This is a genomic window from uncultured Subdoligranulum sp. (genome assembly GCF_937890665.1).
This window is the reverse complement of the sequence record NZ_CALADU010000287.1, coordinates 1-15,716: the sequence shown is the minus strand read 5'-3', so window position 1 is coordinate 15,716 and position 15,716 is coordinate 1. Positions and strand designations below refer to the sequence as shown.

The following is a 15,716-nucleotide window of genomic DNA, read 5'->3' as shown; positions in this document are numbered from 1 at the left end:
GATCTCCGGCTTGGTGTCACGAGTGTGAATCACGTTGCCGCAGGCACAAGTGATCGTGCAATCCACATAGTTCGGATGGATGCCCTTCTTCATGGTATTTTCACCTCTTTCTCGATCATGATTACGGGAGCCATACTCAATATATGTGCTCATCACAATCTTCGAATTGCGGCTACCAGCATTCGCCATCCTGTGCGAATGGAGCAGCCATCTGAACGATTGCTGAAATATTCTAGCAGAAACCGCACCATTTGTCAAGAAAAAATCCGCAAAACGTCGGTTTTTTCTTGTTTTGCCTGTGCCATGAATGCTAGGCACAAAAAAAGCTGTAAAATCTATCTAAAAAGAAGATTTTACAGCTTTGGAGCGGGATACGAGTCTCGAACTCGCCACCTACTGCTTGGGAAGGCCACCCCTCTACGCGATGCAACGCCAAAAAACGGGTTTATACAGGTCTTATACAGGCTTACGCCAATTTACAGACGCCATCCCGCCCACCAACAAACTGACGTCAGGATGTGTATAAATGTTGAGCGTGGTGGTGATATCCGCGTGTCCCAGAATCTGTTTCACCACCTCAGGTGCCAGACCGGAAGCCATCATCTTAGTGGCGGCGGTATGGCGGCAGGTGTGGGGCTTCACGCCTTGGATGCCCAATTTCTTCATCAGACTACCAAAGGATTTTCGCACATTGTTGTGGTCCCGTGGAATACCATACTTAGACGGGATCAGGAAGTCCGTGTCATTTCCATCCAGCCAGTCTTCTATAAATGGCTGGATGTCGGCATGCAGCGGGATCACTCGGTTCCGGCCAGCCTCAGTCTTTTCTCCACCAATCAGGTAGCCATCTTCCAGATGCACATTTTCCCGGCGGGCGGTGAGCAGTTCATTCAAGCGCATGCCTGTGTAGGTCAGCACAAGCGCAATGCGGGCCGTTTCCCCAAGGCGCTTGTCATCCGCCATGGTCCATATAGCCTGCACCTCGGAGTCGCTTAAAACTCGCGTCTGTGGGGCGCTGGCGCTGGGCAAAACCAGCCCCTGCGCATAGTTGGTATGGATGATGTCCTGACGCATGGCATACTGGCACAGTTGGCTGAACAGCTGCCGCTGCTTCTCACATAGACTACGGCTGACCTTATGCGCAGCCATATCGGTGATGATTTCCTGATAATCTTCAGTCTTCAAATCCATCATACGGCGCCCCTGTATCGGTTCTGCCTTGCGATAGGCATTCTGATAGGATTGCTGGGCCGACTTCGTAATCTTGGGAAAATGCAGCACGCTCCACCGGTCATACACATCGGAGAAGGTATACATCTGCCGATCGGGCGCAATCAGTCGGGCATTCACCGCATCGAGCTCCCGCACCGCCTCGCTGGATTCCGCGAAGCAGCCAATGTAGGTACCATCCGCCGCTCTGGCCACCCAAGGGCGGTTGTGGTTGCGCGGGTCTTTCCACACACTCCCCTGCCCACGTGGCCGACGCCGCTGGCGGCGCTGGGGTGCAGCAGCACCTGCTTGCCGTTTACCGCAGTAACAACACAACCGGGAGTCATCCGGGATCTCGCGGCGGCAGCGAACACACAACATAAAACCACCTCCGAGGTACACTTGTCAAAGCCTGCCCGGAGGTGGTATAATCCGAATTGGACTAGGTCGGATTATTGCCTTCAGGCAAGCTGATCTATCTGACGCCCTGCCGGTTGCCGCCGACCGGGCGTTTCTATTATTTGCTTTATACCAACTCTCTTATAGCTGAAACAATAGAACTTGTGTTCCACCCCACTACCCTATCCGCTTTTTCTCTTAGATAAGCTGGCATATTTATTTGGCCCCAGGGCATAATTGCAATAATTGGCTTTCCAAGCCGTCTTGCCTCATCAACTTCAAACTGCATCCAACTATGATATATTCCATACATCCCACCTAAAACCAAAACCACTTGTGCTCTTTTGATCTTATCGGAAATTGCTTCTGCAATTTCCCTTGTTGTTGCACTTTCCCTTGAAAGAGCAAGAGGCTTTTCCTTAGGGGCTGAGTAATTGTAACATGAAAAATACGGGGCATTATCCAGCAATCTAACAAGCCTTGAATATTCGTCGCCATATTTCCATGCATGGCTAATAAAAATCCGATAAGAATACAGTGCTGGCATCTTTATTTCATCCTTTCTCATGAGGTACAAAAATGAAATTTCAGAAAAAGAAAATCATCGTAGACGCATATCAAACATCTAAAGAAATGAATATTGAAACTTTGGAAGGAACCATGCACGCTTCACCCGGGGATTGGATCATCACTGGCGTTAATGGAGAACAATATCCTTGCAAGCCAGATATTTTCGAAAAGACTTACGAACCCGTAGAAGAGTGACCCTGATTCTTTGTTGAAACAGGATTTGAATTTGTGGCTTTCCATTTATTACTTTCAGAAGATATAAGAAGCTCGATATTTTTCACAAATAAACCTTCTGTTGACTCCGAATCGCCATACGGTGGTGCTTTCATCTCGAAAAGGAATTTTTCGTGCCGGAGCAGCTCGCAAGTTGATCTGTACTCTATCCAATTCTCGTGAACTTTATTAAGCGAAATATATCCCTCAATGACAGTAATGATTACTCCCAAAACTCCTATAACAAATTGCATCCAGCTAAAGCGCCCAACATATCCGACCAATAAGGGAATACACGCTGCCACAATTATTTCAACGAATTGAAGCTTTTTGTATTGTTTCTGGGCGCTTATTGCCTTCTTATCATACCAATTTATTTGATCTTCAACACGATCTTTCAAATAATCTTCTATTCTCAAATAATTTTTCCTTTCTGCCTCTGGCGTTACCGCGCCGGAGGCTCTTTTTATAAGTCTTACCCGTAACACTTTTTGCAAGGTGTATATCCGCGGGCTTCTGCTTCCGACTTAGTCAACGGTGTTGCGCCGTTCATACTGCTGCAGTTCGGGTCACTGTGATACTTTTTCCCTTTTCCACTGCTAGCAATATAAACGGTTCCACCTTGACCAGAAGGCTCTACAACTTCCGTGGGTGCTTCTGGCTGCACTGCTGGCGCATCGTTCCCTGATCCCCCGCCAGCTGCAGACAGCTCCGGTGCTGCGGCTTGTTGTACAGGAACCGCTGTGGGCACGGGTGTAGGTACCGCCGTAGGTTCCGGTGTCGGGCTCGGGGTAACTACGGGACTAGGCGTTGGGCTTGGAGTCGGTTTCGTGGTCGGAGAAGGAGTGGGTGTATAAGTAGGCAAAGGAGACGGTGTAGGAGTAGCCTCCTCTACGGGATCCGAAACCATGGATGGAGGTGTAGGAGATGGTACCGCATCTTCATGCACAGGAGATGTAAACGGGATTGCGTAAAATAGAATCGCCAGAATGAAAAGTCCGCCAGCGAGCATTTTTTTCGTTCGGCTTTCGGCCGGGAGAAACCGCGAAAGGAACTCCTGCCACGTTTTTACTGGAAGGAGTAACAATCCAGTCAGCAGACAGCAAATGCCAGTAAGACTTATGAAAAAAGAAAAGAAGCACAAGATCAGACAAATGGAGACTCCCCACATAAGGCAGCCTGAGTTTGTTCCCGTTGGACCATTACCGGAAGGTTGTACCGGATGTGAAGGAGCAGACCCCTTCTTTTTTCCGCGTCCTGCACCGTAATCTTTTACATAAGAAATCCCTGTTCCCGGAATAGAACTTGTAGTGCGTGTCCCTCCACCTGCTTTTTTTGTGTAACGGAACCACTTATTTCCAAAACTCCATCCAACACCGCTCTTACTTAAATTCACTCTAAATGGTCCAAAACTCTTACTTTTTCTAAACCTAAACCCCATACAAGATTACCTTCTTCCTCAGTCCATTCAAACTCCTCGGGTGTTGCCGCACCGGGGGCGTTTTTTATTATTTCAGATCTTTATCGGATAGTTCCCACGTGTGATCAAGGGTGCCGTCCTCGTCATACATTCTAATTTTTGCAACGCCATCGACTCCTCCCCAAGAAAAAGCAATGACGCCATCCTTCCACCCTGTCACGTTGCAATTATTTCCGGTTGATTCTTCTAAGTCACGGCACTGATTGATAGCATAGAGCGCGATATCCGCCTGTTCCTTGCTCGTCATATCTGCCCAGTCAGTATCATCGGTAAGACTGACATCATAATATGCGGTTCCATCTTCTGTACCAAACAAAGAAATATCTTCAACACACTCAGATGGATCTGCTGATCCGCACGCGCACAAGGACAGAACCAGAGCGCCCATGAAACATAACGAAATAAGTTTTTTCATGACATCCTCCTTTGTTGGCAAATTGCCCCCTTAGAACCAATGCGTAAACCCCACCGCACGACCTTCGACATGGACATTTTCCAAGGCCTGTCCGCTATAAACCTTTGGCATATAAGAGCTGTTCGCAGGAACCAACTGCAACACCTGGTTGGCACTATCCCAGAACACGCGCTTCAGGGTGGCTTCCCCATCAATACGTACCGCTGCGATCTGGCCGTTCTCTACCTCCGGCTGGATGTGGATATATACCAAGTCACCGTCATGAATACCTGCATCAATCATGCTGTCGCCCTTGCAACGCAGACAGAAGTCACAGTGGGTATCTTCCGGCACGTCCACATAGTCTTCAATGTTTTCTTCCGCGGTGATCGGCTCACCACAGGCAATGCTGCCAACCAGAGGACGCTTGACCATTTTGGGGAGAGGTTCGAAACCGGGAGGGATACCAGTAGGCATGGGATCTTCAACCCACCCCATAAGGTACGCAGGCGTGGTTTTCAATGCGCGGGCGAAGGCCAAAACCTTTGACTGTCCAGGGTCTCCCTGCCCACTTTCTAACTTGGATACACTGGATTTACCGCGGTATCCAAGAAGGTCAGCCAGCTCTTCCTGCGTCATACCAAGCGCTTCACGGCGGGCTTTGATTCGGTCTCCTATGGTTGACACTTCACGAGCCTCCTTTCTTTTTTCGGTTTCAGTATAGCACACAGTGTCAGAAAAATCAACTTTTCTGCAAAAACATGTTGACAACATTTCAACCGAGTGGTATATTGAATGCGGGTTGAAATTATTTCAACCTCAAAAATCAAGAGAGGAGGTTAAAATCGCCGATGACCGACACGAAACGTCTCCGGGATGCAATTCGGGCTTCTGGGCTGAAAATTAGTTTCCTCGCCGAGAAGATGGGTATTTCAAGGCAGGCCTTACAGCAAAAGATTGACAACGACAGCGAATTTAAGGCCAGCGAAATCGCCGCCCTTGCTGGATTGCTGGGGCTTGACATCCCCGAAAAGGAGGCCATTTTTTTCTGCTCGTAGGTTGAAAATATTTCTACCCAGCCATGAACACAACAAAGGAGGTGAACAGGATGGATAACGAATCCGTCAAGCGTCTTGAAAGTGCGCTTCTTGAATTTGTGGAACGAACCTCAAAAAAGGCGACCTCTGATACAGAGGTGCAAGCTCTGCCAGAGGTCGCCGCCGTTTTAGTCGAAATCCTTAAGCTTCAGTAGTATCCTGATTCTCGATTTCGAGAACAGCTTTATAGATTTCGCCGAAGAATTCTCCGAATCGTTGACCAGATTCTTTGCAGACCGTTGCAGAACTGCTGGATGCCTTTGCGGCACTAATCTGGGCAGCAATTTCAAGAGCGCGCTCCATTTTCTTATCCAATTATTTCACCTCCCTTCCTGCCTCTATTTTACCGCAGGAAGTACAAACCCACAAGGAGGCTATCTAAAAGTGACCGATTTACAAACCTACACCAACGCCGCGTTTGGCAGTGTCCGCATCCTGTACGAGGACGGCAAGCCGCTGTTCTGCGGTGCGGACGCCTGCAAGGCGTTGGGATATAAGAACCAGAGCAAGGCTCTGAACGACCACTGCCGTGGGGTAACGAAACGTTACCTCACCGATAATCTAGGCCGCAAACAGCAGGCCAACTTTCTCCCCGAAGGCGACCTGTACCGGCTCATCACCCACTCGAAGCTGCCCAGTGCAGAAAAGTTCGAGCGCTGGGTGTTTGATGAAGTGCTGCCCGACATCCGCAAGAGCGGAATGTACGGTGCAGACCCTGCCGAGCTGGAACGGCTGCGGCAAAACAACCAACTCCTGCGGGAATGGTTCTGCCTTCTGGCTGACCGCAAGCGAGATCTGGTGGACATCCAGCAATCGCTTGCGAAAGCACGCAAGGGCCGCGACGATGCCAAGGCACAGTATATGGCCGCAAAAGCCAGTTACGGAAAGATGTGCGACTATGTACGGAGCTTCGAGGATCTGGCCCTGCGGGTGCAGAACGAGATCAACAACTGCATCGACCAAATCCAGATTGTGGCGCTGGCCACACCCTCGATGGATGAGACGCTGAACACCATGCTGGACGAAATGGCACAGCAGATGCTGGCCAGCAGCAAAAAGTGACCGGGCCCATAGTCGCTACTGCAAGGAGGTGACCCGCCGTGCAGACCATGGATCTGTCCCTCAACCCCACCATGACCATGTATGATCTGTGCGAATACTTCAAAGCCAACCTTTTGCCCGCCAACCCTGACACCATGGGCGATTACATTGTGGCTGGCAAGTTTCCCTTTGCCGTCGGCTTGCCTGCTGGTGAAGGCCACGACCGGCGCTATATCATCAGCCGGGCCGGTGCCTACTGTTGGCTGGACGATTTCCTCAAAACCGAAACTATCAAAATATGAAAGGAGTTTCCCATGACACAAAACAAAACAGCCGCCCCGGTGCTGGCACACCGGAACGGCCACAAAAACGAGCCTACGCAAAAGCTCAACCCCATTGTACCCTACCTGCGCGCCGCGGTCAAGACCGCTTGCGTGACCCTGAGCATCTACATAGCTGCGGCTGTGGCCGCGCTGAACCTGCCCGCGCTGCTGGTCGGGGTACTGGTGCTCAATGCTCTGCTGGGCGTCTGGTTTGCTCTGGACGAGGAGGTGTCCGAATGCGCGGCATCTTAATCGATCCCGGCCAGCCGCCCGATATCCGCAACGTACCAGACACTGCTCAGGGGCTGGATGCTTATTTAGGCGGCCCTGTCCGAGTGAGACTATTCAGCACCCAACCCGCAGCCTTGGTATACCTTCCGGGCCTTCCCGGTCGCGCAATGCCCACCCGCTTCTATGATGACCAATGGTATTATGGCCGCCTTTTGATCGTAGGCTGGAGGCGTGGCCGGCAGGTTCCTCTGCTGCAATCTCTGGCCGAAGATCTGGCCGACAAGTTTCGCGCCATGGAGGTGAAGCGACTGTGATCTACGACGAAATCACCGTAGCGTTCCAAAAAGGCCGTGCGGATGCCGAGTTGCTTTTGCATGAAACGGTGGAGGAAATCCTCGGTGACCATTGGTGTGACCGCATCAAGCTGGACAAAATCCGCTGTGCTTACGCCGCAGCCAACGCCGGAAAAGCGGCTCGCGATGCCGAGATGCACGGCAATATGGAGGTGTAACCCATGAAAAAACAAAACGACCGCTGTCCGCTCCAGCAGGAGTGCGAGCGCACCTGCAAGGTGATCGGACACGAGCGGGACTGTGACTATTACGTCAACAACCGGTATTGCACAGAGGGAATTCCCGACCAGGATGAACTGCTGGCGGAGGAGGAACTCCGGCAGGAGCGTGAGCGGGAAGAACGGTATCTGGCCTCGCTATCCGCCGAGCCGGAAGAGCCGGTTATCTACCAAAACGAGTACGGCACCCTCTTTGCCGTTCGGAAGCACAAGAGCGCCCCGGCCCTGATGTGCAAGGCCAAAGGGACGGACCGCTGGACGCTGAGCGGGGTGCTGGCCGCTGTAAAGGGAGAAGCCTACACGACTGCGGACCTGCAGGAGGTACTGGACGAATACGCCCGGGCACATGGGTGGCAGAAGGCAGAGCCGGAGAAGACAAGGGAGGCCTACTCTCCCTGTGAAAGTTGCCGCTGCCCTGACTGCGAGGATGAAGATTGCCCACAGGCTCACTGCGACAAATCGGATATGGGGCTCGGGTGCATTGCACCGGATGGCCTTTGCCCGCCCGAAAACCCTACCCATGCGGCCGCCGATGCTCCGCTGTGTGCTCCTACTGTATCGGATGCGCAGCCTTTGCCGTCCCCGAATGCCGATGCCGGTGCAAAGACCGGCGCAGACGGTGAGGTTGCCGCCTGTGCATGCTACGGATGTAAACGTTCTGATTGCACCTGCGCTGGTGGGCGTGATGTATTTGGTCGATCCGATTGTGACGGACATTGCAACTGTTCGCAAAGCGAATGCACCCATGACATCAGGCATCGTGCAAACCCTACCCCTGCGGCCCCCGCCTCCCGTGCGGATGCTGGAGCTGCCGAACAAGGCCTGTCCGCTGCCGGACCTGCCTCTTTGGCAGCTAAGGACACAAATGTCCCGACCTTTGATTACAGCGAGCTGGATGTTGTCACCGTGGACACGCTGCATCTGGCGGAAAGCATAATCCGATCGGCAAGGCAAAAATACATTGTCGACCTGGCTGGTGCTGTGGATATGGCGCACGAGGAGCTCGTCCGAAATTCGGACGGGCACAATCAACACACGGAAGAAACCTTCGTCGCATGGTGCAGGTCCGTTGGGATCAGTAAAACCACAGCTTACCAACTGCTGCAGGTGCAAGCACTTCTCACAGGCTCCACTCCCGAAGAACAAGCCACATTGGAAGCGGCAAGTCCTTCCCTGCTCTATGCCGCCGCCAAACCCTCGGCCCCGGCCGAGTTGGTTCAAGCCGTCAAGGATGGAGACATCACCACCCACAAGCAGTATCAGGATTTGCTGGCCAAGCTGAAAGTAGAACAGGCCGCCCGGGAGGAAGCCGAACGAGCTCTCGCCACCGAGAGGCAATCCGGTGCAGGCACAAGCGCCCTTTTGGCCGATGAACAGCAGCGCTGCCAGCAAGCAAACGAGGCCCGCATTGCAGCAGAAAATCGCGCCGCAAACGCCGAATCCCGCGCCAAAGCTGCCGAAAACAGAGCCGCCGGCGCCCAAAAGCTGGCCGAGCAGCGCGGCACAGAGAACACCGAACTGAAAGCCAAAATCCGTGAACTGGAAAACCAGCCCCGTGATGTGGCGGTGGTTCAGCCCGGCGAGGAGCAGATCGAAGTCTGGCGCCGGGAAGGTGCCGACCGCATGGCCGCCACGATGCAGGAAACGGTGCGCAGGGCCCATCAGGAAAAACTGAACGCCCAGAGCCAGATAGCCGACCTACAGCAGCAGCTAGCCACCGCCCGCCCCGACGCCGACGCCTGCCAGCGCACCGCAGATACCCTGTACGAGACGGCAGAAAACCTGCGTATTCTGCTGCGCACCCAGTTAAAACAGGCGCAGCTTTCCCCGACCGCCTACGGCAAAGTAGTAGCACACGTCTTGCAGGTTGCCCGCACCTTGCTGGACACGGTGCGCGTCTGCGCCCCCGATGGGTACGATATGGACAGTGAGGAGGATGACGATTTTGAATGAGAAAAAACTGGTGAAGCTGATGAAAGCAGCCTACAAAGGCGGCGGCGTAAAAGTATGGCGCAGCGCAAAGGATGTGCTGTGTCTGGTCGGTTCTGGCTGGGCCTGCGCCATGCTGTGGAAATATGTCCCCGGCCCGGTACTGGGACTGATTGCCGGCTGGTGCCACGGCCTGCCCCACAAGGGAGAGGGATGGTGGTGTATGGATGCCTACGGCGATGCCCCGGACCAGTTGGACGGTATGCCTGAGCCGCTGCCCACACTGCAGGATTCCCCCGTGCTGGAAGACAGCCTCATCACCATGGACTTTGCCTGCATGGGGTACCGGGCGGCACAGAGCGATGGCCACCGCATCCGGTGGTTTGACACAGTCGGCATCGAGATGCTGGACCGACTGGCCACCTTCGGCGGCGATGTGCTGGACATTTACAATGCCATGCCCTGGGGACGCTGGCATGACCCCGAGACAGGCACGGTGATCTATCTGGAAACGGTCGAGCGCATCCGCCCCGACCTGACCGCCAAACTTGGGGAAATCGACTACCGCAAGCCGGGAGGTGGCAACCATGACCGGGTATGATGCCACTACGCTGCCCAGAGCCGCAGCACTGTACGGTCCCCAGCGCATTGAATATCGTGTATTGCATGACCTGGGGACACTCCTCTTTCAGGCCGGTCAGATGCAGGAGTATATTGCAAACTTGTTGCGCAGCGAACCTGTAAACTCGGAAGCCCTTGGCATGCGTATCGGCTATGCCAAAATCTCTGCCATTGATTTGTATGTTTCTCTGAATCTTTTGGAAGAGGTTCTGGGCCGCCACCCGATTGCGGCCCCCTATCCCCTTTCAGACCTCTACGAAAACCGTATGAGGACATTGGAACAGCAGGTCAAAAAGGTGGAAGATGACCGGCACTACCGGGATTACTGGAACAATCCCTATCCTACCGGCACCCCGCAATATGAAAAACGGGAAGTGTTGGATATGGTCTGCACCGTGGCGGCCCGGGAGGCCGCAAAAAAGGAGGTATCTCAGAATGAGTAATTTGTTCACCCCGGTGACCCGGGAAAAAGCCAAGCTCCGCATGGCCCTGCAGGGGGTGTCCGGCGGCGGCAAGACACTGAGCGCCCTGTATATTGCCTTCGGCATGACCGGCGACTGGTCCAAAGTCGCCCTGATCGACACTGAGCACGAGCGTGCAAGAGAATACGCCACCCGCAGCGACCTGCCCACTCCCACCGGCGCTTTTCTGTATGCCCATCTGGACCCGCCTTATACCGTGGAGAAGTACATCCAGTATGTGCGCACCGGCGCCGAAGCCGTAGGCCCGGACGGCGTGGTCATTGTGGACAGCCTTTCCCACGCCTGGAGCGGCGAGGGCGGTGTGCTGGAATATAAAGATCAGATCGCCGCCAACCAGCGCGGCCAAAACAGCTACACTGCATGGAACGCCGCCGGCAAGCTGCAGAACAGTCTGGTGGATTCCATTCTGTCGGTTCCCTGCCATACCATCTGCACGCTGCGGGTCAAGCAGGACTACGCCCTGCAGCCCAACGAGCGGGGCAAGATGGAACCGGTCAAACTGGGCCTTGCCCCCATCCAACGAGATAATCTGGAATATGAGTTCGACATCGTGCTGAACATTGCCCGCAACCATGTTGCTACCACCAGCAAGGATGTAACCTTTCTGGATGGTCTGAGCGCCGTCATTACGCCGGAACTGGGGCAGCAGCTGGCCGCATGGCTGAACGACGGTCAGGAGCCGCAGCGTTGGATGTGTACCGACTGTGGGAAGATCATCCAGTCCGGTGTCAACCGCGCCACTGGCGAGATCATTCCCGCCGCCGATGTAGCAGCTCTGGGTGAAAAGCAGTTTGGCCGTCCGCTGTGCCGAAACTGCTACAAGATCGCTCTGGATACCCGCAAAAAGAGAGAGGAGGCGCCTGCCCATGATTCCGGCGAAGAAAAAGCGGCAGCACAGGGATAAACTGCAGCAGCAACGCAACCGCAACGGCACCGTCTGGGAAGAACAGCTTTGCGAGGAACTGAACGCTTTACCTCAGGCCTGGGCCCGGTGCTGGCCCAAGTCCTGGCACGGCCAGCCCTTCGACATCAGCGCTCAGGTGGAAGGCCGCGCTCTGGCCATCGAGTGCAAGAGCATCGCCCGGGGAAATCTGCCCTTTTCCGCCCTGCGCACCAACGAGATCGAAAACCTCAGCCGGTTCGAGGACGCCGGCGGCTTTGCCCTGCTGGCTGTGCGGCGGCTGGACCCTCCGCTCCGGGTGTTCGTGCCTTGGTGGACGGTGCGGGACCGCATTCTGGCCGGGGACCGAGGAAGCCTCCCTCTGGGGCATCAGCCACGGACGCTGGCAGATGCCTGCGAGTTTGGGAGGTGAGCGCACCGTGATTGTAACATTGGACGGACGCCTCCATCTGATCGACTGTCCCGCCAAACTGCGGCACCAACTGATGGATCGCCTGACCATCCCCAACCCTGCTTACCAGAGGGCATCGGCCATGGGATTACCAACTTGGAATATTCCCAAAGAACTGATGCTCTATCAGGTGGACAACAACGAACTGATCCTGCCCCGGGGGCTGGCCATGGAGATTTGGCGCAACCGCCCCAAGGGAACAAGCCGGCGGGACTGCATGACCCTCTGCCCTGTCCCCCAGTGGCCGGCAAGTGATATCCGGCTGCGGGACTACCAGCAGCGCACGGCCCGGGCCGTGCTGGAAAGCAAGGTGCCACAGGGTGTCATCGTAATGCCCTGCGGCGCCGGAAAAACAGAGACCGGGCTGTACCTTGCCAAGGCAATCGGACAGCCGGTGCTGTGGATTGCCCACACCATCGACCTTATCCGCCAAGTACAGGACCGCGCCTTTCTTCGACTGGGTCTGACCGGCGACCAGCTTGGCATGCTGGCCGGAAGGCATCGCCATATCGGCACCAACCTGACGGTAGCCACCATACAGACACTCTACCACATGGATCTGGACGAGCTTGCCGGACGGTTTGGAACCGTCATCATAGACGAATGTCAGCATGTGGTGGCAAACCCCGCCAACGCGGAAATGTACAACAGCGTACTGGGGTGCCTGCCCGCCTATTACCGCTACGGGCTGACGGCCACGCCCGACAGAGCCGACGGCCTAGCAGATACCATCCATATGATTCTGGGGGACACACTGGCTCAGGTGAGCCAGCAGGAGCTGGTAGAAGCTGGCGGTACTGTACTGCCGGTCATTCAACCGGTACAGACCGAATTTCACTATAGCCCCGGCGCCAGAGAGTACGATCATATCGACCCCAACCGTCTGCGTCGCCACATGGCCGCAGACAACGCCCGTACAGCCCGCATTCTGGCCTACCTGTTGCCCACCCTTTTGGCAGGGCATACCTGTATCGTGCTGGGCAGCAGTCTGGATATGTTGGCCCGGCTGGAGCAGGCTCTGGCCAAAGATAAGGACCTGCAAGAGCGTGGCATTCTCTGCCGCAGTATCAACGGCAGCACCCGCGCCCCCCTGCGTGCCGAATCACTGCGGGAGCTGCGCGCTCCGGACAGTCCCGCTCGCTGCTTGCTGGCTACCTACCAGCTGGCCAAGGAGGGTCTTGACATTCCCCGCGCTGACCGCCTGTTTCTGGTACAGCCGGTGCGGGATTCCACCGCCATTCAGCAGTCCGTTGGACGCATCATGAGACCGGCCCCCGGCAAGATCGATGCCATTGTTTATGACTTTGTAGACGCATGGGTCCCCACCTGCCAGAGCCAGTGGTCTGCCCGCAAAACCGTCTACCGTAAACTGAATGCCAATATTCACCCCATTCAGAAGGAGGACAAAAACCATGGATAACTACGCCTACCTGAACGCACTGGAAAATGACTATCAGCAGGCTGAAACTGCAGAAACCGGTGGTCGGCTACCCAATGGCCGGTATACGGCCATCCTCAACGAAGCACGGATCTATCCGCCGGATGAAAAGAAAAACTATCCGCGCTTCTCCACCAGCTGGGTCGTCACCGAAGGGCCCTACAAAAGCCGGTTCCTTTATCTCAGCTTCAACTTTACACCTCAAGGCTTTCCCTACTACAAAGCCTTTGCAAAGGCTGTTGGCGTGGATGTTCCCCATCTGGCGATGCTGCCGGATCATCTGCAGGACTTTTCCGGCAAGATTGGCCAGCTCACTTTGGCGGATGATCGCCAGAACCCCCAGTACCAGCGTGTTTTCTTCGACCGCCTGGTGGGCACTGGTCAGGTATCCGACTATCTGAAGCCCAAGGCTCCTGCGTCTGACCCTGATTTTGAACCGCTGCCTGATGAAGACGACGTTCCGTTTTAAGGAGGAATCATGAGCATACCCGAGGAACTTAAAACAACACCGCGGTGGGTATGCTGCACAGCCGATAAACTGCCCATCTGCCCCAGAAACGGCGCTGCTGCCAGCAGCACTGACCCGGGAACCTGGGCTGATTATGCCACGGCAACCGAGGCGGTATCCCGTCTTGGATGCCGTGGCATCGGCTTTGTGCTGGGCGGCGGTATTGCAGGTATCGATATTGATCACTGCATAGATCCCAAGACGGGGGTTGTGGCAGATACGGCATTGTCCATCGTCGAAGCCATGCAAAGCTATACCGAGATCAGCCCCAGCGGCACCGGTTTGCACATCCTGTGGCGCGGCACCAAAGCGGGTCCGTCCTGCCGGAAAGCGCTGGCCCCTGGCATGGGGCTGGAGATGTACGACGGCGGACGGTATTTTACCGTCACTGGCCGAAGCTGGCACGACCCGCCGATGCCTCTGGCTGAGCGCACCGCCGAAGCCGCCGAAATCTACCACCGGTATCTGGAAAAACAGAAACCCACCGTCCCCACTGCTGCACAGGCCATCCCTGTGCAGCCCCGGCCGGCCGGGGCGCCGCTGGATTCCGAAATACTGAAAAAAGCCAAACAGGCAAAAGGTGGCGAGAAACTGGCTGCCCTGCTTGCCGGCAACTGGCAGCCCTACGCCCCCAGCCGCAGCGAGGCGGATTTAGCCCTTTGCAACCTGTTGGCCTTCTGGCTGGGTGCCGACAAGGCGCGCATGGATGCGGCTTTCCGGGCTAGCGGCCTCTACCGCAAAAAGTGGGACGAGCGGCGCGGTGCCGATACCTACGGCAATCTTACTCTCTCCCGCGCTCTGGCCGACTGTCAGGAAGTCTACGATCCAAGCCACACCGCGATCCCGGCAACCTCTGCTGAAGAAACCGAGGCAGAAGTTGCCGACCTTTTGCGCAGCATGGGCATTACGCCCGAGAAAAAACAGGCGCCGCTGCCCACACCAACTGCTCCTGCCCCTGGCCGCAAAACCTACAGTCTGGACGATACCGGCAACGCCCGGCGCTTCCGGGATCTGTACGGTGAGCGGGTACGCTACAACTACACTCAGGGGTGCTGGATGCTGTGGACAGGGCAAGTCTGGCGCCGGGACGAGACCGCCGCCGTCAAGCAGCTGTGTGACGAGATGCTGGACGGCATGGAAAAGGGGCTTTTCGGCATCCATGATCCACAGCAGGCCGCAGCGCTGCGCAAGTTCATTCAGAAAAGCCGCGGCAGCCATGCCAAGGACAATCTGCTCAAAGAGGCCCAGCATCTGACCGGCATTCCTGCCACTGACAACGATTTTGACAAGGCCCGTGGGATATTCAATGTAGGCAACGGCGTACTCAAACTGCGAAGCGGAACCCTGCACCCCCATGACCGCACCCGCCTCATCACTCGTCTGGCCGGAGTAGACTACGATCCAAAAGCCACCGCCCCGGTCTGGCAGAGCTTTCTGCACAGCGTGACCGGCGGTGACGAGCAGCTGCAGCATTATCTGCAGTGCATGGTGGGCTACATGCTCACTGGTTCCACTAGGGAACAGTGCATATTTTTCCTGTATGGTGATGGTTCCAACGGCAAGAGCACCTTTCTAGATGTACTGGCCGACCTGTTCGGCTCCTACGCGATGAATGCCCAGAGTGAGACCATCACCGCCCGCCGCCAGTCCGACAGCCCCCGGGCCGATATTGCCCGGCTCAAAGGCGCCAGACTTGTAACGATCAGCGAGTGCCCGGCCGATGTCTGGCTGGATGAAGCCATCGTCAAGCAGCTGACCGGCGGAGACACCGTCACAGCTCGCTATCTGTATGGACGGGAATTCGAGTTCAAGCCGGAGTTTAAGCTCATCATGGCCACCAACTACAAGCCACGCATCC

Annotated in this window: 24 protein-coding genes; 16 read left to right on the top strand and 8 right to left on the bottom strand. The window is 55.4% G+C overall.

The genetic code is table 11. The annotated features are described in order from the left end of the window. The 3 genes from Q0526_RS16570 to Q0526_RS16560 all read right to left on the bottom strand — a co-directional run. A partial coding sequence (locus tag Q0526_RS16570) for a 50S ribosomal protein L31 (RefSeq protein WP_298736062.1) occupies window positions 1-93 on the bottom strand: 93 nt, incomplete at its 3' end. Between the two features lie 363 nt (window positions 94-456). Then, on the bottom strand, window positions 457-1,590 hold the full coding sequence (locus tag Q0526_RS16565) for a site-specific integrase (protein ID WP_298736058.1): 1,134 nt from the start codon (window positions 1,588-1,590) through the stop codon (window positions 457-459). 145 nt (window positions 1,591-1,735) lie between these two features. Then, window positions 1,736-2,155 (bottom strand): TIR domain-containing protein, encoded by a 420-nt coding sequence (locus Q0526_RS16560; protein WP_298736055.1) that lies wholly within the window; start codon window positions 2,153-2,155, stop codon window positions 1,736-1,738. A gap of 32 nt (window positions 2,156-2,187) precedes the next feature. Here Q0526_RS16560 and Q0526_RS16555 point away from each other — a divergent pair, with 32 nt between their 5' ends. Further along, a complete protein-coding gene (locus Q0526_RS16555) occupies window positions 2,188-2,373 on the top strand; it encodes a hypothetical protein (RefSeq protein WP_298736052.1) in 186 nt (61 codons plus the stop codon). Here Q0526_RS16555 and Q0526_RS16550 read toward each other — a convergent pair. The 4 genes from Q0526_RS16550 to Q0526_RS16535 form a co-directional block, all read right to left on the bottom strand. After that, window positions 2,352-2,879 (bottom strand): DUF4231 domain-containing protein, encoded by a 528-nt coding sequence (locus tag Q0526_RS16550; protein ID WP_298736060.1) that lies wholly within the window; start codon window positions 2,877-2,879, stop codon window positions 2,352-2,354. The two genes, Q0526_RS16555 and Q0526_RS16550, sit on opposite strands and share 22 nt — an antisense overlap. Then, entirely contained in the window at window positions 2,867-3,832 is a 966-nt protein-coding gene (locus Q0526_RS16545; RefSeq protein ID WP_298736049.1) for a DUF4236 domain-containing protein, read from the bottom strand. Before Q0526_RS16545 ends, Q0526_RS16550 begins: the two co-directional genes overlap by 13 nt. Window positions 3,833-3,899: 67 nt before the next feature. Further along, window positions 3,900-4,286, bottom strand: coding sequence for a hypothetical protein (locus Q0526_RS16540; RefSeq protein ID WP_298736047.1), 387 nt, complete (start codon window positions 4,284-4,286; stop codon window positions 3,900-3,902). 30 nt (window positions 4,287-4,316) lie between these two features. Beyond that, entirely contained in the window at window positions 4,317-4,952 is a 636-nt protein-coding gene (locus Q0526_RS16535) for a LexA family transcriptional regulator (protein ID WP_298736044.1), read from the bottom strand. A 164-nt stretch (window positions 4,953-5,116) separates the two neighbouring features. On the opposite strand from Q0526_RS16535, the gene Q0526_RS16530 reads away from it, so the two are divergent. Continuing rightward, the gene (locus Q0526_RS16530; RefSeq protein ID WP_298736041.1) at window positions 5,117-5,323 is read left to right on the top strand and encodes a helix-turn-helix transcriptional regulator; all 207 of its coding nucleotides are present in this window, start codon (window positions 5,117-5,119) and stop codon (window positions 5,321-5,323) included. A gap of 50 nt (window positions 5,324-5,373) precedes the next feature. After that, complete coding sequence (locus Q0526_RS16525) at window positions 5,374-5,517, top strand: hypothetical protein (protein ID WP_298736038.1); 144 nt, start codon at window positions 5,374-5,376, stop codon at window positions 5,515-5,517. On the opposite strand, the gene Q0526_RS16520 is transcribed toward Q0526_RS16525, so the two are convergent. Continuing rightward, complete coding sequence (locus Q0526_RS16520; RefSeq protein ID WP_298736036.1) at window positions 5,504-5,677, bottom strand: hypothetical protein; 174 nt, start codon at window positions 5,675-5,677, stop codon at window positions 5,504-5,506. The two genes, Q0526_RS16525 and Q0526_RS16520, sit on opposite strands and share 14 nt — an antisense overlap. Before the next feature lie 69 nt (window positions 5,678-5,746). Here Q0526_RS16520 and Q0526_RS16515 point away from each other — a divergent pair, with 69 nt between their 5' ends. The 13 genes from Q0526_RS16515 to Q0526_RS16455 form a co-directional block, all read left to right on the top strand. Continuing rightward, entirely contained in the window at window positions 5,747-6,424 is a 678-nt protein-coding gene (locus Q0526_RS16515) for a Bro-N domain-containing protein (RefSeq protein WP_298736033.1), read from the top strand. Between the two features lie 38 nt (window positions 6,425-6,462). Continuing rightward, the gene (locus tag Q0526_RS16510) at window positions 6,463-6,705 is read left to right on the top strand and encodes a hypothetical protein (RefSeq protein WP_298736030.1); all 243 of its coding nucleotides are present in this window, start codon (window positions 6,463-6,465) and stop codon (window positions 6,703-6,705) included. 12 nt (window positions 6,706-6,717) lie between these two features. After that, window positions 6,718-6,978 (top strand): hypothetical protein, encoded by a 261-nt coding sequence (locus Q0526_RS16505; protein WP_298736027.1) that lies wholly within the window; start codon window positions 6,718-6,720, stop codon window positions 6,976-6,978. Continuing rightward, complete coding sequence (locus Q0526_RS16500) at window positions 6,963-7,271, top strand: hypothetical protein (RefSeq protein ID WP_298736025.1); 309 nt, start codon at window positions 6,963-6,965, stop codon at window positions 7,269-7,271. The genes Q0526_RS16505 and Q0526_RS16500 overlap by 16 nt, the downstream gene beginning before the upstream one ends. Further along, window positions 7,268-7,468 (top strand): hypothetical protein, encoded by a 201-nt coding sequence (locus Q0526_RS16495; protein ID WP_298736022.1) that lies wholly within the window; start codon window positions 7,268-7,270, stop codon window positions 7,466-7,468. Before Q0526_RS16500 ends, Q0526_RS16495 begins: the two co-directional genes overlap by 4 nt. A gap of 3 nt (window positions 7,469-7,471) precedes the next feature. Next, a complete protein-coding gene (locus Q0526_RS16490; protein WP_298736019.1) occupies window positions 7,472-9,481 on the top strand; it encodes a hypothetical protein in 2,010 nt (669 codons plus the stop codon). Continuing rightward, entirely contained in the window at window positions 9,474-10,058 is a 585-nt protein-coding gene (locus Q0526_RS16485; RefSeq protein WP_298736016.1) for a hypothetical protein, read from the top strand. The genes Q0526_RS16490 and Q0526_RS16485 overlap by 8 nt, the downstream gene beginning before the upstream one ends. Then, on the top strand, window positions 10,045-10,521 hold the full coding sequence (locus Q0526_RS16480; RefSeq protein WP_298736013.1) for a hypothetical protein: 477 nt from the start codon (window positions 10,045-10,047) through the stop codon (window positions 10,519-10,521). Before Q0526_RS16485 ends, Q0526_RS16480 begins: the two co-directional genes overlap by 14 nt. Further along, entirely contained in the window at window positions 10,514-11,464 is a 951-nt protein-coding gene (locus Q0526_RS16475; RefSeq protein ID WP_298736010.1) for an AAA family ATPase, read from the top strand. The genes Q0526_RS16480 and Q0526_RS16475 overlap by 8 nt, the downstream gene beginning before the upstream one ends. Continuing rightward, entirely contained in the window at window positions 11,427-11,873 is a 447-nt protein-coding gene (locus Q0526_RS16470) for a hypothetical protein (protein ID WP_298736007.1), read from the top strand. The genes Q0526_RS16475 and Q0526_RS16470 overlap by 38 nt, the downstream gene beginning before the upstream one ends. Window positions 11,874-11,880: 7 nt before the next feature. Continuing rightward, entirely contained in the window at window positions 11,881-13,332 is a 1,452-nt protein-coding gene (locus Q0526_RS16465) for a DEAD/DEAH box helicase (RefSeq protein WP_298736004.1), read from the top strand. After that, window positions 13,325-13,819 carry a hypothetical protein gene (locus Q0526_RS16460; RefSeq protein WP_298736001.1) on the top strand — a complete coding sequence of 165 codons (495 nt, stop codon included), beginning with the start codon at window positions 13,325-13,327 and terminating at the stop codon, window positions 13,817-13,819. Before Q0526_RS16465 ends, Q0526_RS16460 begins: the two co-directional genes overlap by 8 nt. A gap of 9 nt (window positions 13,820-13,828) precedes the next feature. Continuing rightward, window positions 13,829-15,716 (top strand): phage/plasmid primase, P4 family (locus Q0526_RS16455; protein ID WP_298735998.1); only part of this gene is annotated, 1,888 nt, incomplete at its 3' end.